Origin of the sequence: Nocardia sp. GTS18 (assembly GCF_013839555.1) — a bacterium.
Lineage (GTDB): Bacteria > Actinomycetota > Actinomycetes > Mycobacteriales > Mycobacteriaceae > Nocardia > Nocardia rosealba.
Map to the genome: position 1 here is coordinate 1 of NZ_JACBIU010000034.1, position 24,270 is coordinate 24,270.

23 protein-coding genes are annotated in these 24,270 nt (G+C 68.4%); 16 read left to right on the plus strand and 7 right to left on the minus strand.

Annotated features, from left to right (window positions below):
- Nucleotides 1–390: maleylpyruvate isomerase family mycothiol-dependent enzyme (locus HYG95_RS21105; RefSeq protein WP_255495598.1), on the minus strand; the 390-nt coding region annotated here is incomplete at its 3' end.
- 67 nt (nt 391–457) lie between these two features.
- Here HYG95_RS21105 and HYG95_RS21110 point away from each other — a divergent pair.
- Nucleotides 458–649: a hypothetical protein gene (locus HYG95_RS21110; protein WP_181700344.1), complete on the plus strand. Its 192-nt coding sequence runs from the start codon at nt 458–460 to the stop codon at nt 647–649.
- A 2-nt stretch (nt 650–651) separates the two neighbouring features.
- Here the strand turns inward: HYG95_RS21110 and HYG95_RS21115 are convergent, their stop codons facing one another.
- A complete protein-coding gene (locus HYG95_RS21115; protein ID WP_181700346.1) occupies nt 652–1,614 on the minus strand; it encodes a DUF5996 family protein in 963 nt (320 codons plus the stop codon).
- 138 nt (nt 1,615–1,752) lie between these two features.
- Here HYG95_RS21115 and HYG95_RS21120 point away from each other — a divergent pair, with 138 nt between their 5' ends.
- From HYG95_RS21120 to HYG95_RS21165, 10 genes are all read left to right on the plus strand, one after another.
- Nucleotides 1,753–2,736 carry a diiron oxygenase gene (locus tag HYG95_RS21120; protein ID WP_181700348.1) on the plus strand — a complete coding sequence of 328 codons (984 nt, stop codon included), beginning with the start codon at nt 1,753–1,755 and terminating at the stop codon, nt 2,734–2,736.
- Nucleotides 2,737–2,783: 47 nt separating this feature from the next.
- Nucleotides 2,784–3,098 carry a type II toxin-antitoxin system Phd/YefM family antitoxin gene (locus HYG95_RS21125; protein ID WP_181700350.1) on the plus strand — a complete coding sequence of 105 codons (315 nt, stop codon included), beginning with the start codon at nt 2,784–2,786 and terminating at the stop codon, nt 3,096–3,098.
- On the plus strand, nt 3,095–3,472 hold the full coding sequence (locus HYG95_RS21130) for a hypothetical protein (RefSeq protein ID WP_067491626.1): 378 nt from the start codon (nt 3,095–3,097) through the stop codon (nt 3,470–3,472). Before HYG95_RS21125 ends, HYG95_RS21130 begins: the two co-directional genes overlap by 4 nt.
- 101 nt (nt 3,473–3,573) lie before the next feature.
- Nucleotides 3,574–4,194 carry a hypothetical protein gene (locus tag HYG95_RS21135; RefSeq protein WP_255495599.1) on the plus strand — a complete coding sequence of 207 codons (621 nt, stop codon included), beginning with the start codon at nt 3,574–3,576 and terminating at the stop codon, nt 4,192–4,194.
- Nucleotides 4,195–4,407: 213 nt separating this feature from the next.
- A complete protein-coding gene (locus tag HYG95_RS21140) occupies nt 4,408–4,899 on the plus strand; it encodes a helix-turn-helix transcriptional regulator (RefSeq protein ID WP_181700353.1) in 492 nt (163 codons plus the stop codon).
- 79 nt (nt 4,900–4,978) lie between these two features.
- On the plus strand, nt 4,979–6,622 hold the full coding sequence (locus tag HYG95_RS21145) for an acyl-CoA synthetase (protein ID WP_181700355.1): 1,644 nt from the start codon (nt 4,979–4,981) through the stop codon (nt 6,620–6,622).
- Between the two features lie 128 nt (nt 6,623–6,750).
- The gene (locus HYG95_RS21150; RefSeq protein WP_181700357.1) at nt 6,751–8,409 is read left to right on the plus strand and encodes an acyl-CoA synthetase; all 1,659 of its coding nucleotides are present in this window, start codon (nt 6,751–6,753) and stop codon (nt 8,407–8,409) included.
- A gap of 49 nt (nt 8,410–8,458) precedes the next feature.
- A complete protein-coding gene (locus HYG95_RS21155) occupies nt 8,459–9,013 on the plus strand; it encodes a hypothetical protein (RefSeq protein WP_181700359.1) in 555 nt (184 codons plus the stop codon).
- 444 nt (nt 9,014–9,457) lie between these two features.
- Complete coding sequence (locus HYG95_RS21160) at nt 9,458–10,897, plus strand: PepSY domain-containing protein (protein ID WP_181700361.1); 1,440 nt, start codon at nt 9,458–9,460, stop codon at nt 10,895–10,897.
- A gap of 111 nt (nt 10,898–11,008) precedes the next feature.
- Nucleotides 11,009–12,589: an alkaline phosphatase gene (locus HYG95_RS21165; RefSeq protein WP_181700364.1), complete on the plus strand. Its 1,581-nt coding sequence runs from the start codon at nt 11,009–11,011 to the stop codon at nt 12,587–12,589.
- On the opposite strand, the gene HYG95_RS21170 is transcribed toward HYG95_RS21165, so the two are convergent.
- The 3 genes from HYG95_RS21170 to galK form a co-directional block, all read right to left on the minus strand.
- Nucleotides 12,586–12,828 carry a hypothetical protein gene (locus HYG95_RS21170; RefSeq protein WP_181700366.1) on the minus strand — a complete coding sequence of 81 codons (243 nt, stop codon included), beginning with the start codon at nt 12,826–12,828 and terminating at the stop codon, nt 12,586–12,588. The genes HYG95_RS21165 and HYG95_RS21170 overlap by 4 nt on opposite strands.
- Before the next feature lie 12 nt (nt 12,829–12,840).
- A complete protein-coding gene (locus tag HYG95_RS21175; protein ID WP_181700369.1) occupies nt 12,841–14,532 on the minus strand; it encodes a sodium:solute symporter family protein in 1,692 nt (563 codons plus the stop codon).
- A 153-nt stretch (nt 14,533–14,685) separates the two neighbouring features.
- Complete coding sequence (galK, locus tag HYG95_RS21180) at nt 14,686–15,798, minus strand: galactokinase (protein WP_181700371.1); 1,113 nt, start codon at nt 15,796–15,798, stop codon at nt 14,686–14,688.
- A 263-nt stretch (nt 15,799–16,061) separates the two neighbouring features.
- Here galK and HYG95_RS21185 point away from each other — a divergent pair, with 263 nt between their 5' ends.
- A complete protein-coding gene (locus tag HYG95_RS21185) occupies nt 16,062–17,564 on the plus strand; it encodes a GGDEF domain-containing protein (RefSeq protein ID WP_181700373.1) in 1,503 nt (500 codons plus the stop codon).
- Between the two features lie 4 nt (nt 17,565–17,568).
- On the opposite strand, the gene HYG95_RS21190 is transcribed toward HYG95_RS21185, so the two are convergent.
- Nucleotides 17,569–18,330 carry a DUF6319 family protein gene (locus tag HYG95_RS21190; RefSeq protein WP_181700375.1) on the minus strand — a complete coding sequence of 254 codons (762 nt, stop codon included), beginning with the start codon at nt 18,328–18,330 and terminating at the stop codon, nt 17,569–17,571.
- A gap of 136 nt (nt 18,331–18,466) precedes the next feature.
- Nucleotides 18,467–19,642: an alpha-hydroxy-acid oxidizing protein gene (locus HYG95_RS21195; protein WP_181700378.1), complete on the minus strand. Its 1,176-nt coding sequence runs from the start codon at nt 19,640–19,642 to the stop codon at nt 18,467–18,469.
- Between the two features lie 122 nt (nt 19,643–19,764).
- On the opposite strand from HYG95_RS21195, the gene HYG95_RS21200 reads away from it, so the two are divergent.
- The 4 genes from HYG95_RS21200 (at nt 19,765) to HYG95_RS21215 (ending at nt 24,246) form a co-directional block, all read left to right on the plus strand.
- On the plus strand, nt 19,765–19,974 hold the full coding sequence (locus tag HYG95_RS21200; protein ID WP_181700380.1) for a hypothetical protein: 210 nt from the start codon (nt 19,765–19,767) through the stop codon (nt 19,972–19,974).
- A 283-nt stretch (nt 19,975–20,257) separates the two neighbouring features.
- Nucleotides 20,258–21,025 (plus strand): DeoR/GlpR family DNA-binding transcription regulator, encoded by a 768-nt coding sequence (locus HYG95_RS21205; protein WP_181700416.1) that lies wholly within the window; start codon nt 20,258–20,260, stop codon nt 21,023–21,025.
- Nucleotides 21,022–22,005, plus strand: coding sequence for a 1-phosphofructokinase family hexose kinase (locus tag HYG95_RS21210; RefSeq protein WP_181700382.1), 984 nt, complete (start codon nt 21,022–21,024; stop codon nt 22,003–22,005). The genes HYG95_RS21205 and HYG95_RS21210 overlap by 4 nt, the downstream gene beginning before the upstream one ends.
- A 45-nt stretch (nt 22,006–22,050) precedes the next feature.
- Complete coding sequence (locus HYG95_RS21215) at nt 22,051–24,246, plus strand: fructose-specific PTS transporter subunit EIIC (protein WP_181700385.1); 2,196 nt, start codon at nt 22,051–22,053, stop codon at nt 24,244–24,246.
- Nucleotides 24,247–24,270 lie beyond the last annotated feature (24 nt).

Here is a 24,270-nt window from a genome sequence, read left to right on the forward strand (position 1 = left end):
GGCGAGGGGGCGGGCGATGTCTTGGCCGTGGACGATGATGTCGACCAGGGGGTCGAGGACGCCGGCGCCGGGTGCGCGGCGGGTCGAGTCGGCGAAGGCGCGGAGTTCGGTGAGCAGTTCGGCCGGGGTGTGGCGGGCGGCGCGGGTGGTGGCCATGTCGGCGTTCATCCGGTTCCAGTTGCCCTTGGCACGCAGGACGGCCACGAGGGTCTCGCGCAGCGTATCGGTGGTGCTGACGTGAGCGAGGACGTCGTGGATCGTCCAGCCGGGGCACAGCGACGGCGTTGCCCATTCGCCGGGGGTGAGGTCTTCGAGAAAGTCGGCGAGGGCGAGCCGTTCGGCTCGCACCCAGTTCTGCACCTGCGCGTCGTCCATGACCACGTCTCCCATTCGTCGCTCGCTACCGGTACCGACGACGCGACCGCCCGAAACTCATCGACGTGCGATGATTCGCACCGTGGGGAAGAACTCGAAGCCGAATGCCGTGATGATCCTGGGCGTGGCCGGTGGCGTGGCGATCGGTTTGCTCGCCGCGAACTGGAGTGCGATGCGAGCGGCCGTCTACGCGGTGATCTGGCTGGTCGCGGCGGGAATCCTGCTCTACCGGCAGCGCCGGGAAGCAGCGGAGAAGACCGCCGAACGGGAGTGACCTCAGATGGTTGTCGTGTCGTCGGCGTGGAGGCGGCGGTCCAGGCGGTGCGGGTTCACGTCGAGCAGCGCCCGATCCCAGTCGGCCAGGTCGGCAGCGGCGGCGTAGGTCGTATCGAGGAAGTGCAGGAGGGTGGCGTCGGGGTCGTCCGACTCACGAACCACCTCGTACGGCAGGACGAACTCGCCGAGTGCCGCGTCCCAGTGCGCGCCGTCGGGTCCCACGGGCCGCGACGAGTATCCGTCGGGGGCCGGATAGCTGTAGGCGTAGAACATGCCTTCGGTTCCGCCGGGCCAGAAACCCGCGCTGGCGCATTCACGCGAATACGCCTCCTCCATCACCCAGTTCGCGCAGTTGGGTGCCCCGCCGGGATGCGTGGGCGCGCTACGCCCGGAGAAGCGGGTGCAGGCCAGGTCGAGCGAACCCCAGAACAGATGCACCGGGCTGGACTTTCCGGCGAAGCCGGCTCGCCACAGCTGGAACACCCGGTTCGCCTGCACGAGTTGCTGCCAGTAGATGCCGACCGCATCGGCGTCGTAGGACTGATGAACGGTGTCCTCGGCGAACGGGATCGCGGGGTCGACCTCGTTCGGTGAGGCCTCGATATCGACCGTGATGTCCAAGCGTCCGAGCACCGCGACGAGCTCGGCGTAGAAATCGGCGACGGTGCGTGGTCGCAGCGCGAGCGTGGCCCGGCGTCCGTCGCTGGTGCGCAGCACGAGTTCGTGTGCGGCGAAATCGAATTCGATGTCGAGAATGCGGCCGTCGACCGGGATGGCGCCGGTGGCCAGCCCCCGCGCGCTCACCGTGAACGTGACGTTCCACCAGTGGTTGATCAGCGGCGTGCCCGCCATCTTCAGCTTGCCAACGATCTGCGACCACATGTGCAGGGTGTCGCGGGTATCGGCCCAGGTGTCGACCTTCAGGGCGGGCCAACGGGCCTTCTCCGGTGTCAGTCGAGGCATCGGGTTCTCACTCCTTCGGTGCGCGGCGGGGCGATCGGATTCCGTGGAGCAGCCTCATCCTACGGCGAGTCGACACTTGTCTGAGACCCCGGGTCTCATATAACGTGCGAGCTGCGCCACACGAAGGAGACACCGCTGATGCTGTCGACAGCCAAGAACACCGCGACCGATCCCGAGTACCACGAGATCCTGCGCAACCTGTCCGAAGGCTCGGTGAACCGGCACTTCGATCCCTATGTCGACATCGATTGGGATTCGCCCGAGTTCGCCGTGCACAGCGACGACCCGCGCTGGATCATGCCCGACGAGGACCCGCTCGGCCGTCACCCCTGGTACAAGGCGCAACCGATCGAGAAGCAGATCGCCATCGGGATGTGGCGCCAGGCCGGTATCGCCAAGGTCGGCCTGGATTTCGAGCAGCTGCTCATCCGCGGCCTCATGCAGTACCTGATCTCGGTGCCCAACGGTGACCCGGAATTCCGGTACGTCACGCACGAGGCCGCCGAAGAGTGCAACCACACGATGATGTTCCAGGAGATGATCAACCGCATCGGCTACCGCGATGTGATCGGCATGGGCACGATCGACCGCAAGCTCACGATGATCATCTGGCCCGCGGTCAAGTACTTCCCCGAGCTGTTCTTCACGATGATCCTCGGCGGCGAGGAACCGATCGATCACCTGCAGAAGTCGCTGCTGCGCGGCGGTGTGGACCTGCATCCGATGGTGCACCGGGTGATGCAGATCCACGTGGCCGAGGAGGCCCGCCACATCTCCTTCGCCCACGAGTACCTGCGCCGCAACGTGCCGGGCATGAACGTGGTCACCAAATCCCTGCTGTCGGTGCTGTTCCCGGTCGCGATGCGGATCATGCTCGACATGATCATGACCCCGCCCAAGGAGTTCGTCGAGAAGTTCGACATCCCCGCCGAGGTGATGCGCGAGGCCTACTGGTCGAACCCGGAATCGCAGACCATGATGCGCAACATCTTCGGCGATGTACGCGCCCTGGCCACCAACAGCGGGCTGATGAACCCGGTTTCGCGCCTGGCGTGGCGGCTGCTCGGCATCGACGGACCCGTCACCCGGTACCGCAGCGAGCCGGCCCGCAAGGCCGCCTGAGCCGAAATTCGCCGTGTCCCACTGTACACAGCGATGTACAGTGGGATATGGCCGATTACGACAGTGTTCCGCTGACCGAATTACGGGGTCAGCTCGGTAGTGTTTTCGACGGGGTGTCCGCGAGCGGACGACCGGTGATCGTCACCAGGGAGGGGAAAGAATTGGTCGCAGTGGTACCGGCGGAAGTCTTGCGGCACGCGGCATTGCCGCCCGCCTATTTCAACGACGACCTGCGCGAACAGATCCTCGGCAGGCTCGACGACCGGATCAAACAGCATTCCGCCGAGGACATCGCCGAGGCGGAGGCGAAACTGAGCAAGGTGATGGGCGCGCTCGACGGCACGAGCGCGAGCCGCCGGTGAGCGTCGCCGACCACACCGCCCTCACCTCGCTCGCCCTGTCCCCGCTGTTCGGGCAGGTCATCATGCGCCAGTTCACCCAGCAGCGCCGCATCATGGTGGTGCCGACGGTGAGCCTGATGGCCGCCATGCGCGCGGTCGACAATGTCGACGAACTCGGCCGCCTGCTCGACAACCGGGTCGCGGTGCGCTGGGCCGATCTCGACGCGGCGGGCGCCATTCGCACGGGAACCACCGTTCCCATCGCCGACAATCACACCGATTGGCCGCTCATCGCACCGGTTGTCTTCACCGCGCAGAATCTCGACATGCCGGTGCTCACCGCGAAACCCGAGTTGTATCGCGGATACAAGGTGCACGTAGCCCCCATGCCCTGAACTGTATTTTCGCGGGGGCGGGCGATAAACGTGATCCAGGTCTCCGTTACGGTGCCATCGACAGGAAAAGCTGTACCAGGAACACTCTAGGAGAGCTGGTTATGCAGAGTTTCATGCGTCGTTTCACCACCGCGGTAGCCGCCACCTCGGCCGCCGCCGCCATTGTTTTCGCCGGCCCCGCGGCCGCCGAGCCGACCGAAACCAAGACCGTCGACGTGGCCGCCGCCGTTTCCCAGTTGCGTACCTCGGTCGCGGGCAACCCGGGTGCCCTCGCCGCGCTGGACCAACTCGTGGCCGACGGCACGGTCGATGTCGCCCTGCCCGCCCAGCCGTTCCAGATCCCCGCCACCTCGGATATCGGCCAGAACGGTGGCGGACCCGGCGTGTACGGCTCGGGTATCGCGCTCGATGTCGACGGTTTCCGCTTCGGCTTCTTCGGCGGACCGGGCACCATCTCGCCGAATCAGAACGGCGCCAAGCTCGAGGTGATGTGGCTGAACCTGTCGAACGGGCAGAGTGGTACCGCTGTGCTCACCGAGCACATGGACGTCCCCGTCGACACCACCATCCGCACCGCACCGCTGAACACCGGCGGCGGCCTGATCGTCGCGGCGGTGTACGGCAGCCTGTGGCACCGCTGGCCCGACGCAGGCCAGCCGGACGGCTACGCCTACCGGCTGGGCCACATCCAGCAGCCGTCGTTCGGCGCCGTCACGCGATAACCGCCGAGAACACGATCAGTCGCCGGCGGCCCCTCCTCCGCACCAACGACATCCCGACCCCGAGGAGGGATCGCCGTGAAGCGGCGTTCGCGGCCGTCCCGACGATCAGGTGCCGTTGCGTAGGCGACAAAGGAGCAAGCAACGGTGCCTGATCGTCGGGACTTGCGGGGCCGCGAACCTCGAGCGCGCCAGCGCTCCAATAGCATCGACCGCGTGGATCTGGACGAGCGACTCGAGGCATTGGAGCGGCGGGTCGCCGCCCTCGAAGGCACCGCGCACACCGACGAGCGGCTGCCCTGGGCGGTGGCGCGATTGCGCGCGGAATTCGACGACGCGGGCGACCGCAACGGCGGCGTCCTGCTGGCAGGCGCGCTGAAGCTGCCGACAGGTGAGCGGGTGGACTGGCAGGCGCAGTACGCCACCGACGCCATCGTCGGCGACATCTGGACCATCGAAGCGGCCAATTGCCTTGCCGCCCTTGCCGATCCCGTACGCCTGCGACTGCTCCGCGAGATCGTGTACGGTCGCCGCACCGCCGCGGACCTGGCGGCCATCGCCGAATTGGGCACCTCGGCCGAGATCTATCAGCATCTGCGTCAGCTGGCCGCGGTCGGCTGGTTGCAGACCGCGGGCCTCGGCCGCTTCGAGGTGCCCGAGGGCAGGCTGGTTCCGCTGCTCGCCGCGCTGGCCAGCGCGCAGCGATGATTGGGAATTGTCCCAATTGCCCTGATTTGCCACTGTGACGCAGGCCACCACACTGCTACCGTGAGCATCGAGACAAACGATGTGTGGAGGTAGTCGAGTGAACGTGGCCCATCTTCTCGAAACGGTGAAAGCCCTCGGTGTTCTGCGTTCGCGTGGCGTTTCCGATCCCACCAAGCCGCTCGAGACCCTGCGGACGATGAAAGAGTCCAAGATCTACGGCCCGCAGGCCACCCTGGTCCGGCACTCCGCCCGCGTCGCCCCCGAACAGGTCGCCCTGGCCGACGAACGCGGCGAACTCACCTACCGCGAACTCGACGACCAGTCCACGGCGGTGGCCCGTGGTCTACAGGCGGCCGGGATCAGCGAGGGCATGGTGATCGCGGTCCTGGCGCGCGACCATCGCGGTCTGATCATGTCGATGATCGCCGCGGGCAAGCTCGGGGCGCGCATCGCGCTGATGAACACCGGGTTCGCCAAACCGCAGTTCGCCGAGGTGTGCGAGCGCGAGAAGGTGCGCGCGATCCTGCACGACAGCGAGTTCCTCGGCCTGCTCGACGCACTACCCGCCGACCTGCCGCGCTACCTCACCTGGGTCGACGAGGGCGCCGAGATCCCGTCGGGCGCAACCACTTTCGACGACCTGATCGCCGCCAACTCCGCCGAGCCGCTGCCCGCGCCGAGCAAGCCGGGCGGTTTCATCATTCTCACCAGCGGCACCACCGGCCTGCCCAAGGGCGCGCCGCGCACCAAGGTGACGCCGATGGCCACCGCGCAGTTCGTCGACCGGGTGCCCTTCCCCAAGCGCGGCGTGATGATGATCGTCTCGCCGATCTTCCACAGCACGGGTCTGGGCACCTGGCTGGTCGGCACCATCCTGTCGAACAAGATCGTGATGCGGCGCCGCTTCGACGCCGAGGCCACGCTGGCCTCGATCGCCGAGCACAAGGTGGAGATGCTGGTCTGCGTGCCGACGATGCTGCACCGGATGACCGAGCTGCCCGCCGAGGTCCGCGCGAAATACGACCTGTCGTCGCTGAAGGTCATCCTGTTCGCCGGGTCGGCGCTCACCCCGGAGCTGTGCATCCGGGCCACCGAGGTGTTCGGGCCGGTGCTCTACAACCTCTACGGCTCCACCGAGGTGGCCATCGCCTCCATCGCCAACCCCGCCGAACTGGCGGAGGCGCCGGGCACGGTCGGCCGCTCCCCCATCACCTGCGAGGTCCGCCTCTACGACGAGCACGACCAGCCGGTCCGCGAACCCGGTGCCAAGGGCCGGATCTTCGTGCGCAGTGGTGCCCCGTTCGAGGGCTACACCGACGGCAGGCACAAGCAGATCATCGACGGTTTCATGTCCAGCGGCGACATGGGCCATTTCACCGAGTCCGGCCTGCTCATGGTCGACGGCCGCGACGACGACATGATCGTCTCCGGCGGCGAGAACGTCTACCCGCAGGAGGTGGAGAACCTGCTGATCGAGCACCCACAGGTGTTCGATGTGGCGGTGGTCGGCGTCGACGACCCCGAGTTCGGAAAACGACTGCGCGCCTTCGTCGTTCCCGAGTCCGGCCACACGCCCGACGCCGCCGCGCTGCAGGCCCACGTGAAGGAGAACCTGGCCCGCTTCAAGGTGCCGCGCGAGGTGGTGTTCGTCGAGGAACTGCCCCGTAATGCCACCGGCAAGATCCTGCGCCGGGTGCTCATCGACTATGAGGTGTCACAGTGATGGCTCAGCGCTGAGACGGGCGACACAGTAAGAGCGTCGTGCTTGCTATTGTTAGCACCAGCACTGGATCTCGAAGACGCGGTCCGGCCCCGCGGTGACGCGGGCTCGGTCTGCCGAAAGGCTGTTCGATGTCTCTGTCTCTGCCCGCGCTAGGCGGCACGGCTCGACGCGCGGGCGATTTCGCCCTCGGTGTCAAGGTCATGGTCGACCGCAAGCTGTTCAACCCGTTGCGTCTCGACCATGCCGCGCGCTCGTTCCGCAATGTGTCGAAATTCGGCCCGTTCGCCGGTGTGGTCATGCACGCCGCCCAGACGCGACCCGGTGCGGGCGCGATCGTCGACGAACGCGGTGAGCTCACCTTCGGGCTGCTCGACGAGCAGTCGAGCGCCCTGGCTCGTGGGCTGCGCGCCAGTGGCATCAGCGAGGGCGATGTGATCGCCGTGCTGGCGCGTGACCACCGTGGCATGGTGCTGAGCCTGCTCGCGGCGGGCAAGCTCGGCGTGCGCGCGGTCCTGATGAACACCGGCTTCGCCAAACCGCAGTTCGCCGACGTGGCCACCCGCGAGAAGGTCAAGGCGGTGCTGCACGACAGCGAATTCATGGATCTCATGAGCGCCATTCCCGCCGAGATCCCGCGCATCCTGACCTGGGTCGACGAGGCGCACGGTGTCGACCCGTCGATCCCGACGGTCGAGTCGCTGATCTCGGGGCGCTCGGTGGAACCGCTGACCCCGCCGAGCAAGCCGGGCGGCATGGTCATCCTGACCAGCGGCACCACCGGTACCCCCAAGGGTGCCCCGCGCGACAAGGTGAGCCCGTTCGCGTCGGCCCAGTTCGTCGACCGCGTGCCGCTGCCCTACAACGGCACGATGATCATGGCGGCGCCGATCTTCCACGGCACCGGTCTGTCGCAGTTCACCCTCGGTCTGGCGCTGGGCAACCGGGTGATCTTCCAGCAGCGCAAGTTCGACCCCGAACAGACCCTGGCCAATATCGTGAAGTACCAGGCGGATTCGCTGGTCGTGGTCCCGACGATGCTGCAGCGCATCCTCGACCTGGACGAGAAGATCCTGGCGAAGTACGACCCGTCCACGATCAAGGTGATCTTCGCGGCGGGCTCGGCCATCGCGCCCGATGTGGTGACCCGCTGCCTGGACTACTTCGGCGACAGCCTCTACAACCTCTACGGTTCCACCGAATGCGCGGTGATGACCGTGGCGACCCCGGAGGATCTGCGCAAGTCGCCGACCACCGCGGGCAAGCCGCCGGTCGGTATCCGCATCGTGCTGCTCGACGAGAACCGCAAGCCCATCACCGAGCCGAACGTCACCGGCACGATCTTCGTGGACAACGGTTTCGCCTTCACCGGTTACACCGACGGCCGGACCAAGGAGATGGTCGACGGCATGATGTCCAGCGGTGACGTCGGCCATTTCGACGCCGACGGCCTGCTCTACATCGACGGTCGCGACGACGACATGATCGTGTCCGGCGGTGAGAACGTCTTCCCGCTCGAGGTGGAGAACCTCATCGCGGGCCGCCACGACGTGTTCGAAGCGGCCGTGGTCGGCGTCGACGACCGCGACTACGGGAAACGGTTGCGCGCCTTCGTCGTGCCCGGGCCCGACTCCGCTCGGGATGCCGACGAGATCAAGGACTTCGTGCGCCAGAACCTGGCCCGCTACAAGGTGCCGCGCGAAGTGATCTTCCTCGACGAACTCCCCCGCAACGCGACCGGCAAGCTGCTGCGTAAGCCGCTGATCGAGATGGACATCGACGGGCAGTGATCCCGTCGCACCGTCGGGACCCGTCTCGGCGGTGCTTTATCATCGGCCGGTGATCATCGAGTTCCGGCAGGCGTCCGCGCCGTCGCGTGCCCTCGGCGCGCGCGTGCGCGGTGCCTGTGCGGGCTCGATGTCGGGTGCGTTGTCGCTGGCCGCCCACGGGCTGGCCGCCGGGAGCGCCATGCCGGGCAGCACCACGGTCGTGCTGCTGGCGGCGGTGTCGGCCGTGGTCGGTGCGCTGGTGGCCGGGCCGGTGCGTCACGGTGCGCGCGGGCTCGCGGTGGTGCTGCTGGGTGGTCAACTCGTGGGTCACACCACGATGAGCTGGTCCGGTCACGGACACCACGTGGAGGATTCGCTCGGCCTCGGCATGCTCACGGCGCACACTGTCGCGGCGGTGCTCGCCGCGGTGGTCGTCATCGGCGCCGAAGCCGCTTACCGCGCCGTGGGCGCCCTGCTGGCCCGCGCCCTCCCCCAGCGCTACCGCACCCCGCGCATTCCCGGTCGCGCACCTCTGCGCCTGACCCACCGCGACCGCGTCATTCTGCGCGTCCTCACAGCGCGATCGCTGCGCACCCGAGCCCCGCCTCTCGCCTTCGCCTTCTGACCTTTCCCGGTGCGCGCATTCTCGTGCACTGGTCACCAATGCATGCCCCCGTGCTCGGCGGCTGTGGGTCTCGCCGGCCGACTGGCTTCGTGCGCGCCCGCTCGTCTTGATCGCGGAGGTCGGTGCGCTCGCACAGCTCCGCTCTGGCGGCTCATCGTGGTCGGCAGCTGGAAGCTCCCCTCACGGCGTCGGCCACTGTGGCTCGCACAGCGGCGGCCGAGGCATGCCGCGCAAAGTCGTTCGGTGGGCTCGTGCCGGACAACTCCGACTTCGTGTCGGCGGAGCGCCCGGGCCGGCGAAAGCCGCGGTGGCTCGTGTCTTCCAGCGCGGATGTCGATTCTGCGCGAGCTGCCGAGGCCTACCTCGGCGAGAGCGCTCAAACATGCGGTGGCTGCTGCTCGCGATGGTGAACACCGGGCTTCACTACTTCAGAAACGAATGATGATGAGTATTACCGATATTCGTCCGGCCGAGAGTTCGGTCGCGGACGGTGAGCGGGCACCTCGCGCACGGCGCGGGATGCGGGTCGCTCCGTTGGCCATGCGGCTGCATTTCTACGCGGGGTTCTTCGTGGCCCCGTTCATCCTGATCGCGGCGCTCACCGGCGCGCTGTATGCGATCGCGCCGACGATCGAAGGGTTCGTGTCGCGGGATCTGCTTCAGGTGCAGACCTCCGGGCCGGATCAGGCATTGTCGGCGCAGGTGGGCGCGGCGGTCGCCGGCAAGCCCGACCTGGCGTTGGTGGCTGTCGCCCCGGCCGCGGCCGACGGTGAAACCACGAGGGTGTTGTTCAACGATCCTTCGCTGGGTGATTCCGAACGTCTCTCGGTGTTCGTCGACCCGCACACCGCCCAGCCGGTGGGCGAGGCCGTCGTCTACGGCAGTGGTGGCGCGCTGCCGTTGCGTGCCTGGCTCAGCGAGTTCCACCGGAGCCTGCACCTGGGTGAACCCGGTCGGCTCTACAGCGAACTCGCGGCCTCCTGGCTGTGGGTGATCGCCCTGTTCGGGCTGGTGCTGTGGGTGAACCGGGTGCGCAAGCGTCGCGCGCGCAACGGTGCCCGGTGGCTGGTGGCGCCGGATCTCTCGCAGCCGAGACGCCGGAAGATGAACTGGCACGGCGCGATCGGTGTGTGGACGCTCCCGGTGGTCCTGTTGCTCTCGGCGACGGGTCTGACCTGGTCGGTCTATGCCGGTGAGAACGTGACGAAGCTGCGTGAGGAAATGAGCTGGACCACCCCGGCTGTCAGCGTCGCGCTCCCGGGCGCGCAGGCACCGGCCACCGCCGGCGGCGACCACCACAGCGGCGGCACCACCACACCGGCCCCAGCCGACCAGAGCGCCCGCATCGTCCAAATCGATCGGGTCTACGAGGCCGCGCGTGCCAACGGCATCACCCAGGCCGCCGAGATCACTGTTCCGGCGGAATCGGACGCCGCCTTCGGAGTCAAGGAGTTGCGCCGGCCGGGCACCTACACGATCGACTCCGTCGCGGTCGACGGCGACGGCACGGTCACCGATCGGCTCGCCTACGCCGACTGGCCGCTGATGGCAAAGCTCACCAACTGGGGTATCGCCTTCCACATGGGTCTGCTGTTCGGCCTGGTCAACCAGCTGTTGCTGCTGGCGATCATGCTCGGTCTCGTGGTCATGATCGTCCTCGGCTACCGGATGTGGTGGCAGCGGCGGCCCACCCGCGCGGGCTCGTTGCCGATGCCCCCGCGGCGCGGAGTGCTGCGCAAGACGTCGCTGTGGATCACGGTTCCGCTCGTCGCGGCGGCCGTGGTGATCGGGTGGTTCGTGCCCCTGCTCGGGTTGAGCCTGCTGGGGTTCTTCCTGATCGACGTGGCGCTCGGCCTGGCCGCCCGCGCCTACCCGAACAGCTGAGTGCGCTGTCGGCGAGGTGAAACCGCCTCGCCGACAGCCGCTTTCAGCCCGGCGACCAGCTCTTTCCTCGCGTGCACGGTCTGCCCGGCGCGGGATGCTTAGGATCGGGGCATGGCGATCGACCGGCGGCAATTCCTCCGATACGGCGCGACCGGGTCGATCGTGGCGGCGGTCGGGGTGTCGGCGGCGAGCAGCGCACCGTTTCCCGCGCCACGCTTCCTGGGCGAACCGTTCTCCCTCGGCGTGGCATCCGGCGAACCGACACCCGACGGCGTGGTGCTGTGGACCCGGCTCGCCCCCGACCCGCTGGCCCCCGACGGGTACGGCGGCATGCCGGTCGACCCGGTGACGGTCGACTACGAGGTCGCCGAGGACGAACGATTCAGCAAGGTCGTCGTCCGGGGTTCGGCGGTGGCCACCCGTGCGCTCGGGCACAGCGTGCATCCCGAGGTGACCGGTCTGGCGCCGGATCGCTGGTACTACTACCGCTTCCGCGCGGGCTCGGCCATCTCACCGGTCGGACGCACCCGCACCGCGCCGCCGCCGGACCGGTCGACGCAGCGGATGCGATTCGCGTTCGCCTCGTGCCAGTCGTGGAGCTCGGGTTACTACACCGCTTATGAACACATGGCCGCCGAGGACCTCGATCTCGTCGTCCACCTGGGCGACTACATCTACGAGTCCTCGTGGGTGGTCGCCCGGCGCGGTGTGAAGCTGCCGCCGCAGCTCGAGGGCGAAGCGGTCGACCTCGCCGGATACCGGCTGCGCTATGCCCAGGCCAAGGCCGAAACGCCCCTGCAAGCCGCCCACGCCGCGTTCCCCTGGCTGATCACCTTCGACGACCACGAACTCGACAACAACTGGGCCGGTGAGCATCCCGGCCTCGGCAACGACGTGCACCGCCTGCCGTTCCTGTTCCGGCGCCGCAAAGCCGCCGCGTTCCAGGCGATGTACGAGCATCAGCCGATGCGTCTGGCCCAGCTCCCGTCGGGTTCGTCGATCCGTCTGCATCGCCGCTACCGCTTCGGTGACCTGGCCGAATTCACCATGATCGACACCAGGCAGTACCGCGACGAGCAAGCCTGCGGCGACGGCAAAGCGGTGCTCGACTGCGCCGACCGGTACTCCACCGGGCGCTCGATTCTCGGTGCGGCCCAGCGTGACTGGCTCGTCGACGGTTTCGCCGCGTCCACCGCGCGCTGGCAGATCCTCGGCAACCAGGTCGCCATGGCCGAATCCGACTACGACCCCGGCCCGGATCTGCTGCTCGGCACCGACGCCTGGGACGGCTACATCGCCGACCGCAATGCGGTGCTCGGCGCCGCCGTCGACCACGACGTGGCCAACCTGGTGGTGATCACCGGTGACCGGCACGAGAACTACGTCGCCGACCTGCACCGCGACTACACCGATCCCGAATCACCGGTGGTGGCCACCGAATTCACGGGCACCTCGATCAGTACGGGCGGCGACGGCGAGGACTTCCCCGACACCGGCCGTGCCCTGCTGGCCGCCAACCCGCACATGCGGTTCTACAACAAGCAACGCGGCTATGTGCGGGTGGAGCTGGACCATCAGCTGTGGCGCAACGACTTCCGGGTCGTGCCGTACGTGCGTTCGCCGGGCGCGCCCATCAGCACTCGCGCCAGTTTCGTCGTGCAGGACGGCATTCCCGGCACGATCGAGGCCTAGTGGGTGAAGTCCTCCAGCGTCTGCTCGGGCACCTCGGGCACCTGCACGGGACGCAGCAGCGCCCAGCCGACGAATATCACTGCCACCCCGGCCATTCCGAGCCCGGCCCACAGATTCACGTCGACCCCACCGGTTTTCACCTCCTGAGCGGCGGAGTCCTGCAGCAGTGAGGTGACCACGAGCACGACACCGTAGAGGCCGAGCAGGGCACCGATGATGGTGCGGATATCGAAAAGCATTGCGACGACTCCTTATCCGATGACGATATTGAGCGCGATCACCAGCACGAGCGCGATCCCGGCGAGCAGAACCGGCCGCTGATACCAGGGCAGCGAGTCGGCGTCGGCGTCGGTGCGCAGCGCCTTGGGGGTCTCCGAATACACCAGGCCCACCAGCTCGGCGGCCGGCTTCGGCCGGGTCACCATCGTCACCGCCACGCTGACGACGATATCGACGACGAAGGCCACACCCGCGGCGACGAAACTGGCGCCCTGCCCCGACAACGAGGTCACCCCCGTCTCGTTGAGCACGAATACCACGATGGCGGCCAGCGTGCCGCTGACCAGGCCGATCCACCCCGCGGCCGCGGTCATCCGCTTCCACAGCATGCCGAGGATGAAGGTGGCGAACAGCGGCGCGTTGAAGAAGCTGAACAGCGTCTGCAGGTAGTCCATCATGTTGCTGAACCCGCCCGCGATGAACGCGGTGAAGATCGCCGCCACCGTCGCACCGACCGTGGCCAGCCGGCCGACCCGCAGGTAATAGCCGTCGGACCGGTCCTTGCGCACGTACTGCTGCCACAGATCGAAACTGAACACGGTGTTGAACGCGGAGATATTGGCCGCCATGCCCGCCATGAACGCCGCGAGCAGACCGGCCAGCCCCACGCCGAGCAACCCGTTGGGCAGCACCTCTTTCATCAGGAACAGCAGCGCCTGGTTGTAGGTGACATCGCCCTCGAAGTCCGGGTTCGCGGCGACCTGCTGCTTGTACTCGATCATCTGCGGGACGAGGACCGCGCTGATCATGCCGGGGATCACCACGATCAGCGGGATGAACATCTTCGGATAGGCGCCGATGATCGGCGTGCGCTGCGCGGCCGCGATCGAATGTGTGGCGAGGGCTCGTTGCACCTCCACGAAATTGGTTGTCCAGTAGCCGAACGACAGCACGAAGCCGAGGCCGAACACAATGCCCATGATCGAGGCGAAGTTGTCGGTGAACCCGCTCATCGCGTTGCCCGGCCAGGTCTGCAACTGGTCGGCGCCGCCCGGTGACGCACTCACCTTGTCCTGCAACCCGTCCCAACCGCCGACCCGATGCAGTCCGACGAGGGTGAGCGGCAGCAGCGCGGCGACGATGACGAAGAACTGCAGTACCTCGTTGTAGATCGCGGCCGAGAGCCCACCGAGGGTGACATACGAGAGCACGATCGCCGCGGCGACCGCCACCGAGATCCACAGCGGCCAGCCGAGCAGCACATTCAGGATGGTGCCGAGCAGGTAGAGGTTCACCCCGGCGATCAGCACCTGCGCCACGGCGAAACTCAGCGCGTTTACCAGATGCGCGCCGGTGCCGAAGCGCCGGCGCATGAACTCCGGCACCGAACGCACCTTGGAGCCGTAGTAGAACGGCATCATCACCACGCCCAGGAACAGCATCGCGGGCACGGCGCCGATCCAGAAGTAGTTGAACGTGGGGAAGCCGTACTGAGCGCCGTTGGCCGACATGCCCATGATCTCCACCGCGCCCAAGTTGGCGGAGATGAAGGCGAGGCCCGTCACCCAGGCGGGCAGCGACCGGCCGGACAGGAAGAAGTCGACGCTGGAGGACACCCGACTGCGCGCGATCAGGCCGATACCGAGGACGAAGACGAAATACAGGGCGACCAGCGCGTAATCGACCGGAGCCGCGTCCAGTCGAAGCGAATTAGCAAGCGGCACAGTGGATCCCTCCTGAACTGGGAACCGGGCGGCGTAGAGCGTCGTTCACACGGCGCGGGCTGCGACGCCCGCCGAACTGTTTTCGGTTGGTACCACTGTGCGTGATCGTGCCCCGCGTCACACCCGAAACGGGGTGAACAATTGGGCAACCGTTCAATCCAGTTTGCGGGCGCCCGCCCCCGGTTCGGCCGTGATCACCCGGGGCGCGGCCAGGCCGGCGGCCGCGAAGCGCCGCCCGATCGCGGCGCCGATCCGGTCGGCGTCGGTGCGTTCGACCAGGGCGAGCACGCTGCCGCCGAATCCGCCGCCGACCATCCGCGCACCGTAGGCGCCCGCGTCGAGCGCCGCGTCGACGGCGAGGTCGAGCGCCGGTGTCGAGACTTCGAAATCGTCGCGCAGTGACCGGTGGGAGGCAGTGAGCAAGGGACCGATGGCGCGCGGGTCGGCGCCGGAACGCAAGCGGGTGACCACGTCGAGGACGCGATCGTTCTCGGTGACGACGTGGGTCGCCCTGCGGCGCAGCACCGGATCGTGCAGGCGGGCCATGTTCAGCTCGGTGGCGTCACGCAGGGCGTGCACGCCGAGGACGGCGGCGGCCGCCGCGCATTCGTTTCGCCGCTCGGCGTAGCCGCCGTCGGCCAGGTCGTGTGGGTGACCGGTGTCGGCGACGATCAGCGCCAGCCCCGCGGCCCGCAGATCGAACGGGATCTGTTCCACCGCACCGGCTTCGCCGTTCAGGTAGGCACGCACATCGAGGAACAGGGCGTGGCCCTCGGTGCACAGGATGGCGGCGGACTGGTCGAGGATGCCGGTCGGCACACCGGCGAAACCGTTCTCGGCCGCACGCGCGATCCGTACCATTGCCCGGTCGTCGAGGCCGGGCGCGAACAGGTCACGCAGGGCGACCGTCACCGCGCAACACAACGCCGCCGAACTCGACAGACCCGCACCGATCGGCACCGCGCCGTCGATTTCGAGATCGACCCCGGGGATCGGGCGTCCACCCGCGACGAACTCGCACACCACACCGAGCGGGTAGCGCGCCCAGCCGGGCAGCTGATCGCGTTGCCCGCCAACATCATCCAGGGCCAGTTCGACGGCCTCACCCGGCCGCTGTGCCGACTCGACCCGCACCCGGCCGTCCGTACGCGTCCCGGCCGCACACACCACCCCGAGCGACAACGCGATCGGCAGCACGAACCCGTCGTTGTAGTCGGTGTGCTCGCCGATGATGTTGACCCGGCCCGGCGCGATCCACCTGTCCACCCACACTCCCTTCTCACCGCCCCCGCTCACCACCCCTGCGGACCATCAAACACCGTCTACCCGCGCGGCAGCCGAATCCCCATCGCGACGGCGCGGGACGTGTCATGATCGACTCAGTTGTAAAGGTTTTTCAGCGTCGGCGCGCCCGCCGGCCGGGAATTCCACTCGGACAACGACACTCGGTGCTCCTCGGCCGACACCCCGAACCGAATTCCCCGGCTCCACGTTTTCTCGGCGCGTCGCGGCGGATCGAGGGGGATCTGATGAAGGTCGGCACAGCACATCGGGGTGGTACGCGCTGGTGGACGCCTTCGCTCGGCGCGGTGGGTGTCATCGCGATCGCGCCGCTGCTCGGTGGGCGCCCCCTGTCGTTCCTGCTGCTCCTGATCGTGGCCGCGGGCAGTCTGACGATGATCGGCATCGGTCTGCGCCGGTTCCGGCCCGCCAACCGGCTGCCGTGGTGTCTGCTCGCCACGTCCATCCCCCTTTTCGCCGCAGGAACCACGATTCGCGAACTGGAAACGCACGCCACCTGGCATCCGGCCGACGATCTGAGCACCCTGGCCGCCTACGTGTGCCTGGCGCTGGCCGCCGTCGGCTGGTTGCAGCCGCGCAGGCTCTCCGGCGCATGCGACTCCTGGCTGGACTCGACCCTCATCGGGATCAGCGCGCTGCTGACCTCGTGGACGTTCCTGATCTCGCCGATTCTGCGCCACAACAGCGGTGTCGACGCGGTGATCGCCACCAGCTACCCGGTGATCGACGCACTGCTGCTCACAGCCCTGGCACACTCGCTCGTGACCGTCGCCCGGTCGGACATCGCCTTGCGGCTGTTGCACGCGGCACTGCTCGCGGTGCTGGTCTCGGGTGTGGTCGAAAGCCTCTCGGCCGCAGGGTTTCTCGCGCCCGAGAGCGCATTCGGCCTGGTGCCGCACCAGCTGGCCTATCTGCTGGCGGGACTGGCCGCGTTGCACCCGACGATGGACGTGAGCCGCGACGGCGCCGAAGCCCATCCGCACCGCTCGCGCAGGCGGGCGGGCGTGATCGCGGTGGCCCTGGTCGGCGCCTCGCTGATGAGCGTGGTCGGCACCGACCTCGGCACGGGCGACCGGATGGTGATCTGCCTGCTGCTCACCTCGCTGCTGGTCGGTGTGCTCGTACGCAGCGAGCGCGCCATCGCCCGCAGCCAGTTCAGCGAACGCCGCGCCCAGTACCGGGCCGACCACGACGTGCTCACCGGACTGCTCAACCGGGCCGCACTGCTGCGCGCACCGCAGCGGCTGCGCACGCAATGGGCGGGAAAACCGTTGTGCCTGCTGTTCATCGACCTCGACGGCTTCAAGATGGTCAACGACAGTTACGGCCACGCGATCGGCGACGAGCTGATCGCGCGGGCCGCGTCCCGCATCCGTCGCACGGCGCGGCGCACCGACGTGACCGCACGCTACGGCGGCGACGAATTCGTCGTCCTCTCCCCGCGCACCCGCGCCGAGGCCGCGGTCCTCGCCGAACATCTGCTCGGCGCGTTCGTGCGACCCTTCGAGCTGAGCTGCGGGGAAATCCCCATCACCGCCAGTATCGGGGTGGCGTGCGTGCGCACCCGGCCCAGCGACACCACCGTCTACGACCTGATCCGCGAGGCCGACGCGGCCATGTATCACGCCAAGGAACACCGCCTCGGCCTGACTTTTCACGACGACATGCACCGGCCGGGCTTCCGGCGGGCGCTGCGCCGCGCCGCCGACCCGACGAGTACAGCGGTGTGAGGTGTCAGTCCCCTAGTTCGGCGAGCAGCCTTTTGGCCGCCTCCAGTTCGGCCTGCAGCTGAGCCACCTTGGCCTGCTGCACCTCCCGCGCGGCTTCCAGGATCCCGGCGACCACTTCCTCGACCTCCGGGTGCAGGATCTTGGCCGCCTGGGCGACCGCGCCGCTGTTCACGGCGAGCCCCTTGACGCTGCGCTTCTTGCCGTTGACGACGTCGACGGTCCATTCGCCGTCGGCGGTGCCGGTGAGCGTGACGGTGACCTCGGGTGCCTTGGGCTTGCGCGCCGCCGTGGCCTTGGCCGGACGCGGCGCCGCCGGTTTCGCTGCGGCGGTGGCCTCGTCGGGCACGGGCGCGAGCGAACGCGGCGCGGCGGGCTTCGGCGCGGCACTCGGCGGAGACGAGGGCTGGGTCACGGGGGTGTCCTTTCGGTTGCTCGGCTCGGGAACGTGGTGCGTGGCGGGCTTGGCGCCGCCGGGCGCAACGGTAGTCCCGCGGGCCGGCTTGGTCAGCGTCACCTCGCTCGGGCCGAACGAGAGCACATCTTTGGAACCGGTCGGGCGCACCTGCAGGAAGTCGCCGTCGGCCGGGTCACCGAGCGCGACGATCTTGCCGGACTTGCCCTCCTCGATGCCGACGGCCGCCGAGGTGAACCACACCATCGGCGGTTTGCCCTCGGCCAGCTCGCCTGCGATGCGCGCGAGCTCGGCCTCGGACAGAACCCGGGGAGCTGATCGACGGGATGCGGACTTGGTGCTCGGCGAGGACATCGTGGACTCCGGGAGGTTGGTGCGTGCTAGAGCGTCGTGTGCCCCTGATGATGCCGCACCCCACCGACAAGTTCCGGCCGAGGCCGTAGACGGGGCCCCAAAACCCGCCCCCGGAGCGGGTTTTGCGGCCCAGGACTCAGCCGCGGGTGACGTTGCCGTGGATGCTCCGGCGGATGTTGGCGCGCACGGCGGCCACATCCGGGTAGCCGTTGACGGCCAGCAGCAGGTCGGCTTCGGCGGCGTAGGACCGCAGCAGATGCACCAGACCACGCACCCCGCCGAGAGCCAGCGCGTAGACGTAGGGCCTGCCGATACCGACCATCGTCGCACCCAGTCCGAGCGCCTTCACCACGTCGGCGCCCGAGCGGACACCGGAGTCGAACAGCACCGGCACCCGGCCGTCACACGCGGCGGCGACCTCGGGCAGGGTCTCCAGCGCGCTCAGCCCGCCGTTGGCCTGGCGCCCACCGTGATTGGAGCAGTAGATACCGTCGGCGCCGAGGTCGATGGCGCGGCGCGCGTCGTCGGGATGCGAGATGCCCTTGAGTATCAGCGGCAGGTCGGTGAGCGAGCGCAGCCAGGTCAGGTCTTCCCAGGTCAGCGAGTGACCGAAGGTCGAAACCCAGTGCAGCACAATCATCTTCGGGTCGTCGGAACCGACCATCGCCTGGAACACCGGGTCGCTGGTGTAGTTCTTCAGCACATGCCCACGCAGCTGTGGGAAGTTGCCGCTGGACAGGTCGCGGGGACGCCAGCCGGGCACCCAGGTGTCGAGGGTGACGGTGATGCCCGCGTAACCTGCGGCTTCGGCGCGGTGTACGAGGCTTTCCGCGAGTTCGCGGTTCTTGGGGGTGTAGAGCTGGAAGAACGAGGGGGTGTCGCCCGCGTGCGGACGAACCTCTTCCAGGGGATCTTCCATCAGCGTCGAATACATGGCGGGCACACCGGTTTTCGCCGATGCCTCGGCGACCGCGATGTCACCGTGCCCCTGCTCGCCGACCAGGCCGATCACACCGACCGGCGCCAGGAAAAGCGGGCTGGCGAAGGTGTGCCCGAACGCGCTGACGGTGAGGTCGCGTTCGGTCGCGCCGACCAGCATGCGCGGCAGCAGCCCCCAGTCGGCGAAGGCTTCGGCATTGCGGCGCTGGGTGAGCTCGTCACCGGCGCCCCCGGCGATGTAATGCAGCAGCGTATCGGGCAGGGCGGCGGTGGCCTTACGCTCGAGAGTGGCGTAGTCCATGGGGAATTCGGGCAGAACGCCCCCGAGCGCGGTGAGATAGATCTCGTTCTGATAGTCGGCGAACTGACTCATCGCTGAACTTTCGCACGCGACCCGCCCTCGCGCGCCGCCGGGGCCATGTAAGGTGCGTCATACTCCAACGTAGGCAGCACCTACCCCCAGCAGCGCGTTCCGAGATTGTGAGTGCCCCTGTCGTGACCGTCGTCGAACACTCGGCCGCTCCCGCCGATCCGGATGCAGCACTGGCCAAGCGCATCAACTGCGACCGCGTGCGCCACCTGACCCGGCTCGCCCTCGGCCTGTCGCAGGATTCGATGGATCTGCTCACCTCGGTCACCGATCGACTACGCGCCGCCGAAGGTGCGTTACGCGATCCGCTCACCAGCGACCTCGGCTTCGACTGACCCTCCCTCTGGATCCGAGCGTTCGACGCTCAGCCCTTCCGGCTCACGCGCCGCTAGAGCGCGCAGCCGTGCGCAGGCCCCATCGCGCGGCCCCATCCCGGCCCCGACTGTGCGGCCGCCTCCTGTTCTGCCCGCGTTATGCGGATGCCTCTCTCGCCCCGGCTGCCGCGGCCTCGCCATGCCCCTCGGCAACGATTGTGACTCGGCTCACCAAAAGTCGTTGACAAAGCCACACAAGTGGGCATAAAACAACATGAGTACACATTCACGAACCGGAGGAACCATGTACGCCGAGGAACGGCAGCAGGCCATCGCGACCCTCATCGGGCAGCACGGTCGCGTCTCCGTCGCCGAACTCGCCGACAAATACGGGGTGACCACCGAAACCGTCCGCCGCGACCTGGCCGTACTCGACCGGCTCGGCCTGATCCGGCGAGTACACGGCGGAGCCGTCGGAGCGGGCGCGCTCACCACCATCGAGCTGGGCACCGTCGAACGCGACAGCACCCGCGCCGCCGAGAAGGACCGCATCGCCGAACTCGCCCAGCGCTACCTGCCCGCGTCCGGTGGCAGCGTGCTGTTCGACGCGGGCACGACGACCTCGCGGGTCGCGGCCGCCCTGCCGGTCGATCTGGATCTGGTCGCCGTCACAAACTCGCTGCCCGTCGCCACGCGGCTCACCGGCTACGCCGGGGTGCGGACGCATCTGCTCGGTGGGCGCGTGCGCGGTGTCACCCAGGCCGCAGTCGGGGCCGAAACCCTGCGCGTACTCGGCGAATTGCGCGTCGACGTCGCGTTTCTCGGCACCAACGCGCTCACCGTTCGGCACGGGCTGTCCACCCCCGACCCGGAGGAGGCCGCCGTGAAGCGGGCCATGATCGCGGCCGCCGACCGCGTGGTCGTCGTCGCCGACGCCTCCAAGATCGGGCGCGAGGACTTCGTGAGCTTCGGTACCACCGCTGATATCGACGTGCTGGTCACCGACACCGACATTCCGTCCGCCGCACACGACAAACTGATCGCCGAGGGAATCGAAGTGGTGCTCGCATGATCGTCACACTGACCGCGAACCCGAGTGTCGACCGGACGGTGACACTCACCGAACCGCTGCGCCGAGGGCAGGTGCACCGCGCGGCGAACGTCACCTCCCAGCCCGGCGGCAAGGGCGTCAACGTGGCACGCGTGCTCACCTCGGGCGGGGTGTCCGCGCTGGCCGTACTGCCGGGCACCGAGGACGACCCGGTGGTGAGCGGATTGCGCGGCGCGGGCATCGCGTTCCGTGCCGTGCCGACGGGTGGCGCCCCACGGACCAATCTCACGATCGCCGAAATCGACGGCACCACAACGAAAATCAATGAACCCGGGCATCCGCTGCGAGCACCGGAACTCGACGCACTCGCCGGCGCGCTGGCAGAAGCAGCCGCAGGCGCTTCGTGGGTTGTGCTGTCCGGTTCGTTGCCGCCCGGTGTGCCCGTGGATTGGTACGCGCGGCTCGTGGGCGAGCTGTCGGCCACCGGATCGGCCAGGATCGCGGTCGACACCTCCGAGGCGCCCTTGCTCGCCCTGTTCGACGAACCGGGCTCTGCCGTACCGGATCTCATCAAACCGAACAGCGAGGAGCTGGCCCAGCTCACGGGGCTCGACGCTGTCGACCTCGAGAATCCCACGGCCGCGGCGCAGGCCGCCACGTCACTGATCGAGCACGGCGTCGGTGCCGTGCTCGCCACCCTCGGTGCGGCGGGAGCGGTGCTGGTCACCGCCGAGGGCGCCTGGTTCGCCGGTGCGCCGCCGATCGTCGCGCGCAGCACGGTCGGTGCGGGCGATTCCGCACTGGCCGGGTACCTGCTCGCCGACCTGGCGGGCCTCGACCCGGCCGATCGGCTGCGCGCCGCCGTCGCCTACGGCAGCGCCGCCACCGCGCTGCCCGGTACGGAACTGCCGGGCCCCGCCGACATCCTGCTCGAAGCCGTCATGGCCCACCCGCTCCCGGACGCGCTGCCGAAGGCACTGGGCGACACCGCGACCAGCTGACCTCCCGTTCGATCCCGCTCCACCCGACACCGGAAAGACACGACGATGGCCGATTCGATCATCACCCAAGACCTGGTCACCCTCGGCGCCGACTTCGGCGCCGACAAGCAATCGGTCATCACCGCACTGGCAGGCAAGCTGGCCGAGCAGGGCCGGGCCACCGACGCGGCCGCCGTGAGCGAGGCCGCGCTGAACCGGGAGGCCCAATCGGCGACCGGGTTACCCGGCGGCATCGCCATCCCGCACTGCCGGGCGAGCGCGGTCACCGCACCCTCGCTCGCCTTCGCCCGCCTCGCCCCCGGCGTCGACTTCGGTGCGCCCGACGGACCGGCCGACCTGGTGTTCCTCATCGCCGCCCCCGAAGGCGCGGGTGCGGACCACATGAAGCTCCTGTCGTCCCTGGCCCGGGCGCTGGTCCGCCCTGCCTTCGTCAACGACCTTCGCTCGGCCGCCACGCCCGCCGAGGTTGTCGCATTGGTCGACGGGGTGATCAATCCCCCGCCCGCGTCCAGCGCCCCCACGGCCACGGGTGCGGGCGTTTCGGCAGCGGGCGCGACCAGTGCCACTGGTGCGGCATCAACGGCAGCCGACACGATCGATGCTGTCGGTGCGGGTGCGGCCACTGCCTCATCGTCCGGCGCGGGCGCGACCGATACGGGAGGGACTGCCGCATCCGGTGAAGATGCTGCTGACTCATCCGATGCCGCCGGTCATGCGGAATCGAGCGGTGACGCGGGTACCCCTGCTGACGCGACCGACCTGAACAAGTCGGCGACACCGACGAAGATCGTGGCGGTCACGGCGTGCCCGACCGGCATCGCCCACACCTATATGGCCGCCGATTCCCTCGCCGCCGCCGCCGAGCGGGCAGGTGTCGACCTCGCGGTGGAGACGCAGGGATCCAGCGGTGGGGCCAAGCTCGATCCGGGAACCATCACCGGCGCCGACGCGGTCATCTTCGCCACCGATGTGGGAGTGAAGGATCGGAGCCGGTTCGCGGGGAAACCGGTCATCGAATCCGGCGTGAAACGGGCTATCAACGAACCGGACACCATGATCGCCGAGGCTGTCGCGGCCGCGCGGACCCCCGGCGCCGCCACGGTCGGCGGGGCAGCAGCACCCACGACGGGTGAGCCGGCGGCCAAAGGCATCGGCTGGGGTACGCGGCTGCGGCAGATCCTGCTGACCGGCGTGAGCTACATGATCCCGTTCGTCGCGGCGGGCGGTCTGCTGATCGCGTTGAGTTTCCTGCTCGGCGGTTACGAGATCTCCGACAGCGCCAAAGACATCGTGCTGAACAACTCGCTCACCGACCTGCCCGACGGCGGTCTGGCCACCTATTTCGCCGCCGTGCTCAACCAGATCGGTGTGCTCGCGTTCGGCTTCCTCGTTCCGGCGCTGGCCGGGTATATCGCCTTCGCCATCGCCGACCGGCCCGGCCTGGCACCGGGCTTCACGGCGGGCGCGATCGCTCTCGTCGTCGGGGCGGGATTCCTCGGCGGCCTCGTCGGTGGTCTGATCGGTGGTTTCGCGGCGTTGTGGGTGAGCAAGCTGCCCGTCCCGACGTGGGCGCGCGGATTGATGCCCGTGGTGGTGATTCCGTTGCTGGCGTCGCTGATCGTCGGTGTGCTGATGTTCGTGTTGCTCGGCAAGCCGCTGGCGGCGGTCACCGACGCGCTCACCGACTGGCTCGGCGGTCTTTCGGGTAGTTCGGCGATCGCGCTCGGGGTGATCCTCGGCGTGATGATGTGCTTCGATCTCGGCGGGCCGGTGAACAAGGCGGCCTACTCGTTCGCCGCCGCGGGCCTGTCGGTCACCGACAACACCACCTTGCGGATCATGGCCGCGGTGATGGCGGCGGGCATGGTTCCGCCGCTCGCGATGGCGCTGTCGACCACGCTGCGGCCCCGTCTCTACACCGAGGCCGAGCGGGAGAACGGCAAAGCGGCCTGGCTGCTCGGCGCCTCGTTCATCTCCGAGGGCGCCATCCCGTTCGCCGCGGCCGACCCGCTGCGGGTGCTGCCGTCGATGATGGTCGGCGGCGCGGTGACCGGCGGCATGGTCATGGCCACCGAGGTCACCTTGAGCGCACCGCACGGCGGGATCTTCGTGTTCTTCGCCATCGGCCACGTGCTGTGGTTCATCGTGTCGGTGCTGGCGGGCACGGTCGTCGGCGCCGCCTGCGTCACCCTCGCCAAGGAGCTCACCGGCAAGAAGTCACCTGCTCTGGCCACCGCCTAAGTCCCCTCGCACAACGTCACCTCG

Coding starts and splice junctions, on each gene's coding strand:
- HYG95_RS21145 (WP_181700355.1), top strand. CDS start 4,979: ATGTGTGGAGGTAGTCGAGTGAACGTGGCCCATCTTCTCGAAACGGTG.
- HYG95_RS21165 (WP_181700364.1), top strand. CDS start 11,009: ATGGCGATCGACCGGCGGCAATTCCTCCGATACGGCGCGACCGGGTCG.
- HYG95_RS21205 (WP_181700416.1), top strand. CDS start 20,258: ATGTACGCCGAGGAACGGCAGCAGGCCATCGCGACCCTCATCGGGCAG.
- HYG95_RS21215 (WP_181700385.1), top strand. CDS start 22,051: ATGGCCGATTCGATCATCACCCAAGACCTGGTCACCCTCGGCGCCGAC.
- HYG95_RS21125 (WP_181700350.1), top strand. CDS start 2,784: ATGGCCGATTACGACAGTGTTCCGCTGACCGAATTACGGGGTCAGCTC.
- HYG95_RS21185 (WP_181700373.1), top strand. CDS start 16,062: ATGAAGGTCGGCACAGCACATCGGGGTGGTACGCGCTGGTGGACGCCT.
- HYG95_RS21120 (WP_181700348.1), top strand. CDS start 1,753: ATGCTGTCGACAGCCAAGAACACCGCGACCGATCCCGAGTACCACGAG.
- HYG95_RS21135 (WP_255495599.1), top strand. CDS start 3,574: ATGCAGAGTTTCATGCGTCGTTTCACCACCGCGGTAGCCGCCACCTCG.
- HYG95_RS21150 (WP_181700357.1), top strand. CDS start 6,751: ATGTCTCTGTCTCTGCCCGCGCTAGGCGGCACGGCTCGACGCGCGGGC.
- HYG95_RS21115 (WP_181700346.1), bottom strand. CDS start 1,614: ATGCCTCGACTGACACCGGAGAAGGCCCGTTGGCCCGCCCTGAAGGTC.
- HYG95_RS21210 (WP_181700382.1), top strand. CDS start 21,022: ATGATCGTCACACTGACCGCGAACCCGAGTGTCGACCGGACGGTGACA.
- HYG95_RS21160 (WP_181700361.1), top strand. CDS start 9,458: ATGAGTATTACCGATATTCGTCCGGCCGAGAGTTCGGTCGCGGACGGT.
- HYG95_RS21190 (WP_181700375.1), bottom strand. CDS start 18,330: ATGTCCTCGCCGAGCACCAAGTCCGCATCCCGTCGATCAGCTCCCCGG.
- HYG95_RS21195 (WP_181700378.1), bottom strand. CDS start 19,642: ATGAGTCAGTTCGCCGACTATCAGAACGAGATCTATCTCACCGCGCTC.
- HYG95_RS21170 (WP_181700366.1), bottom strand. CDS start 12,828: ATGCTTTTCGATATCCGCACCATCATCGGTGCCCTGCTCGGCCTCTAC.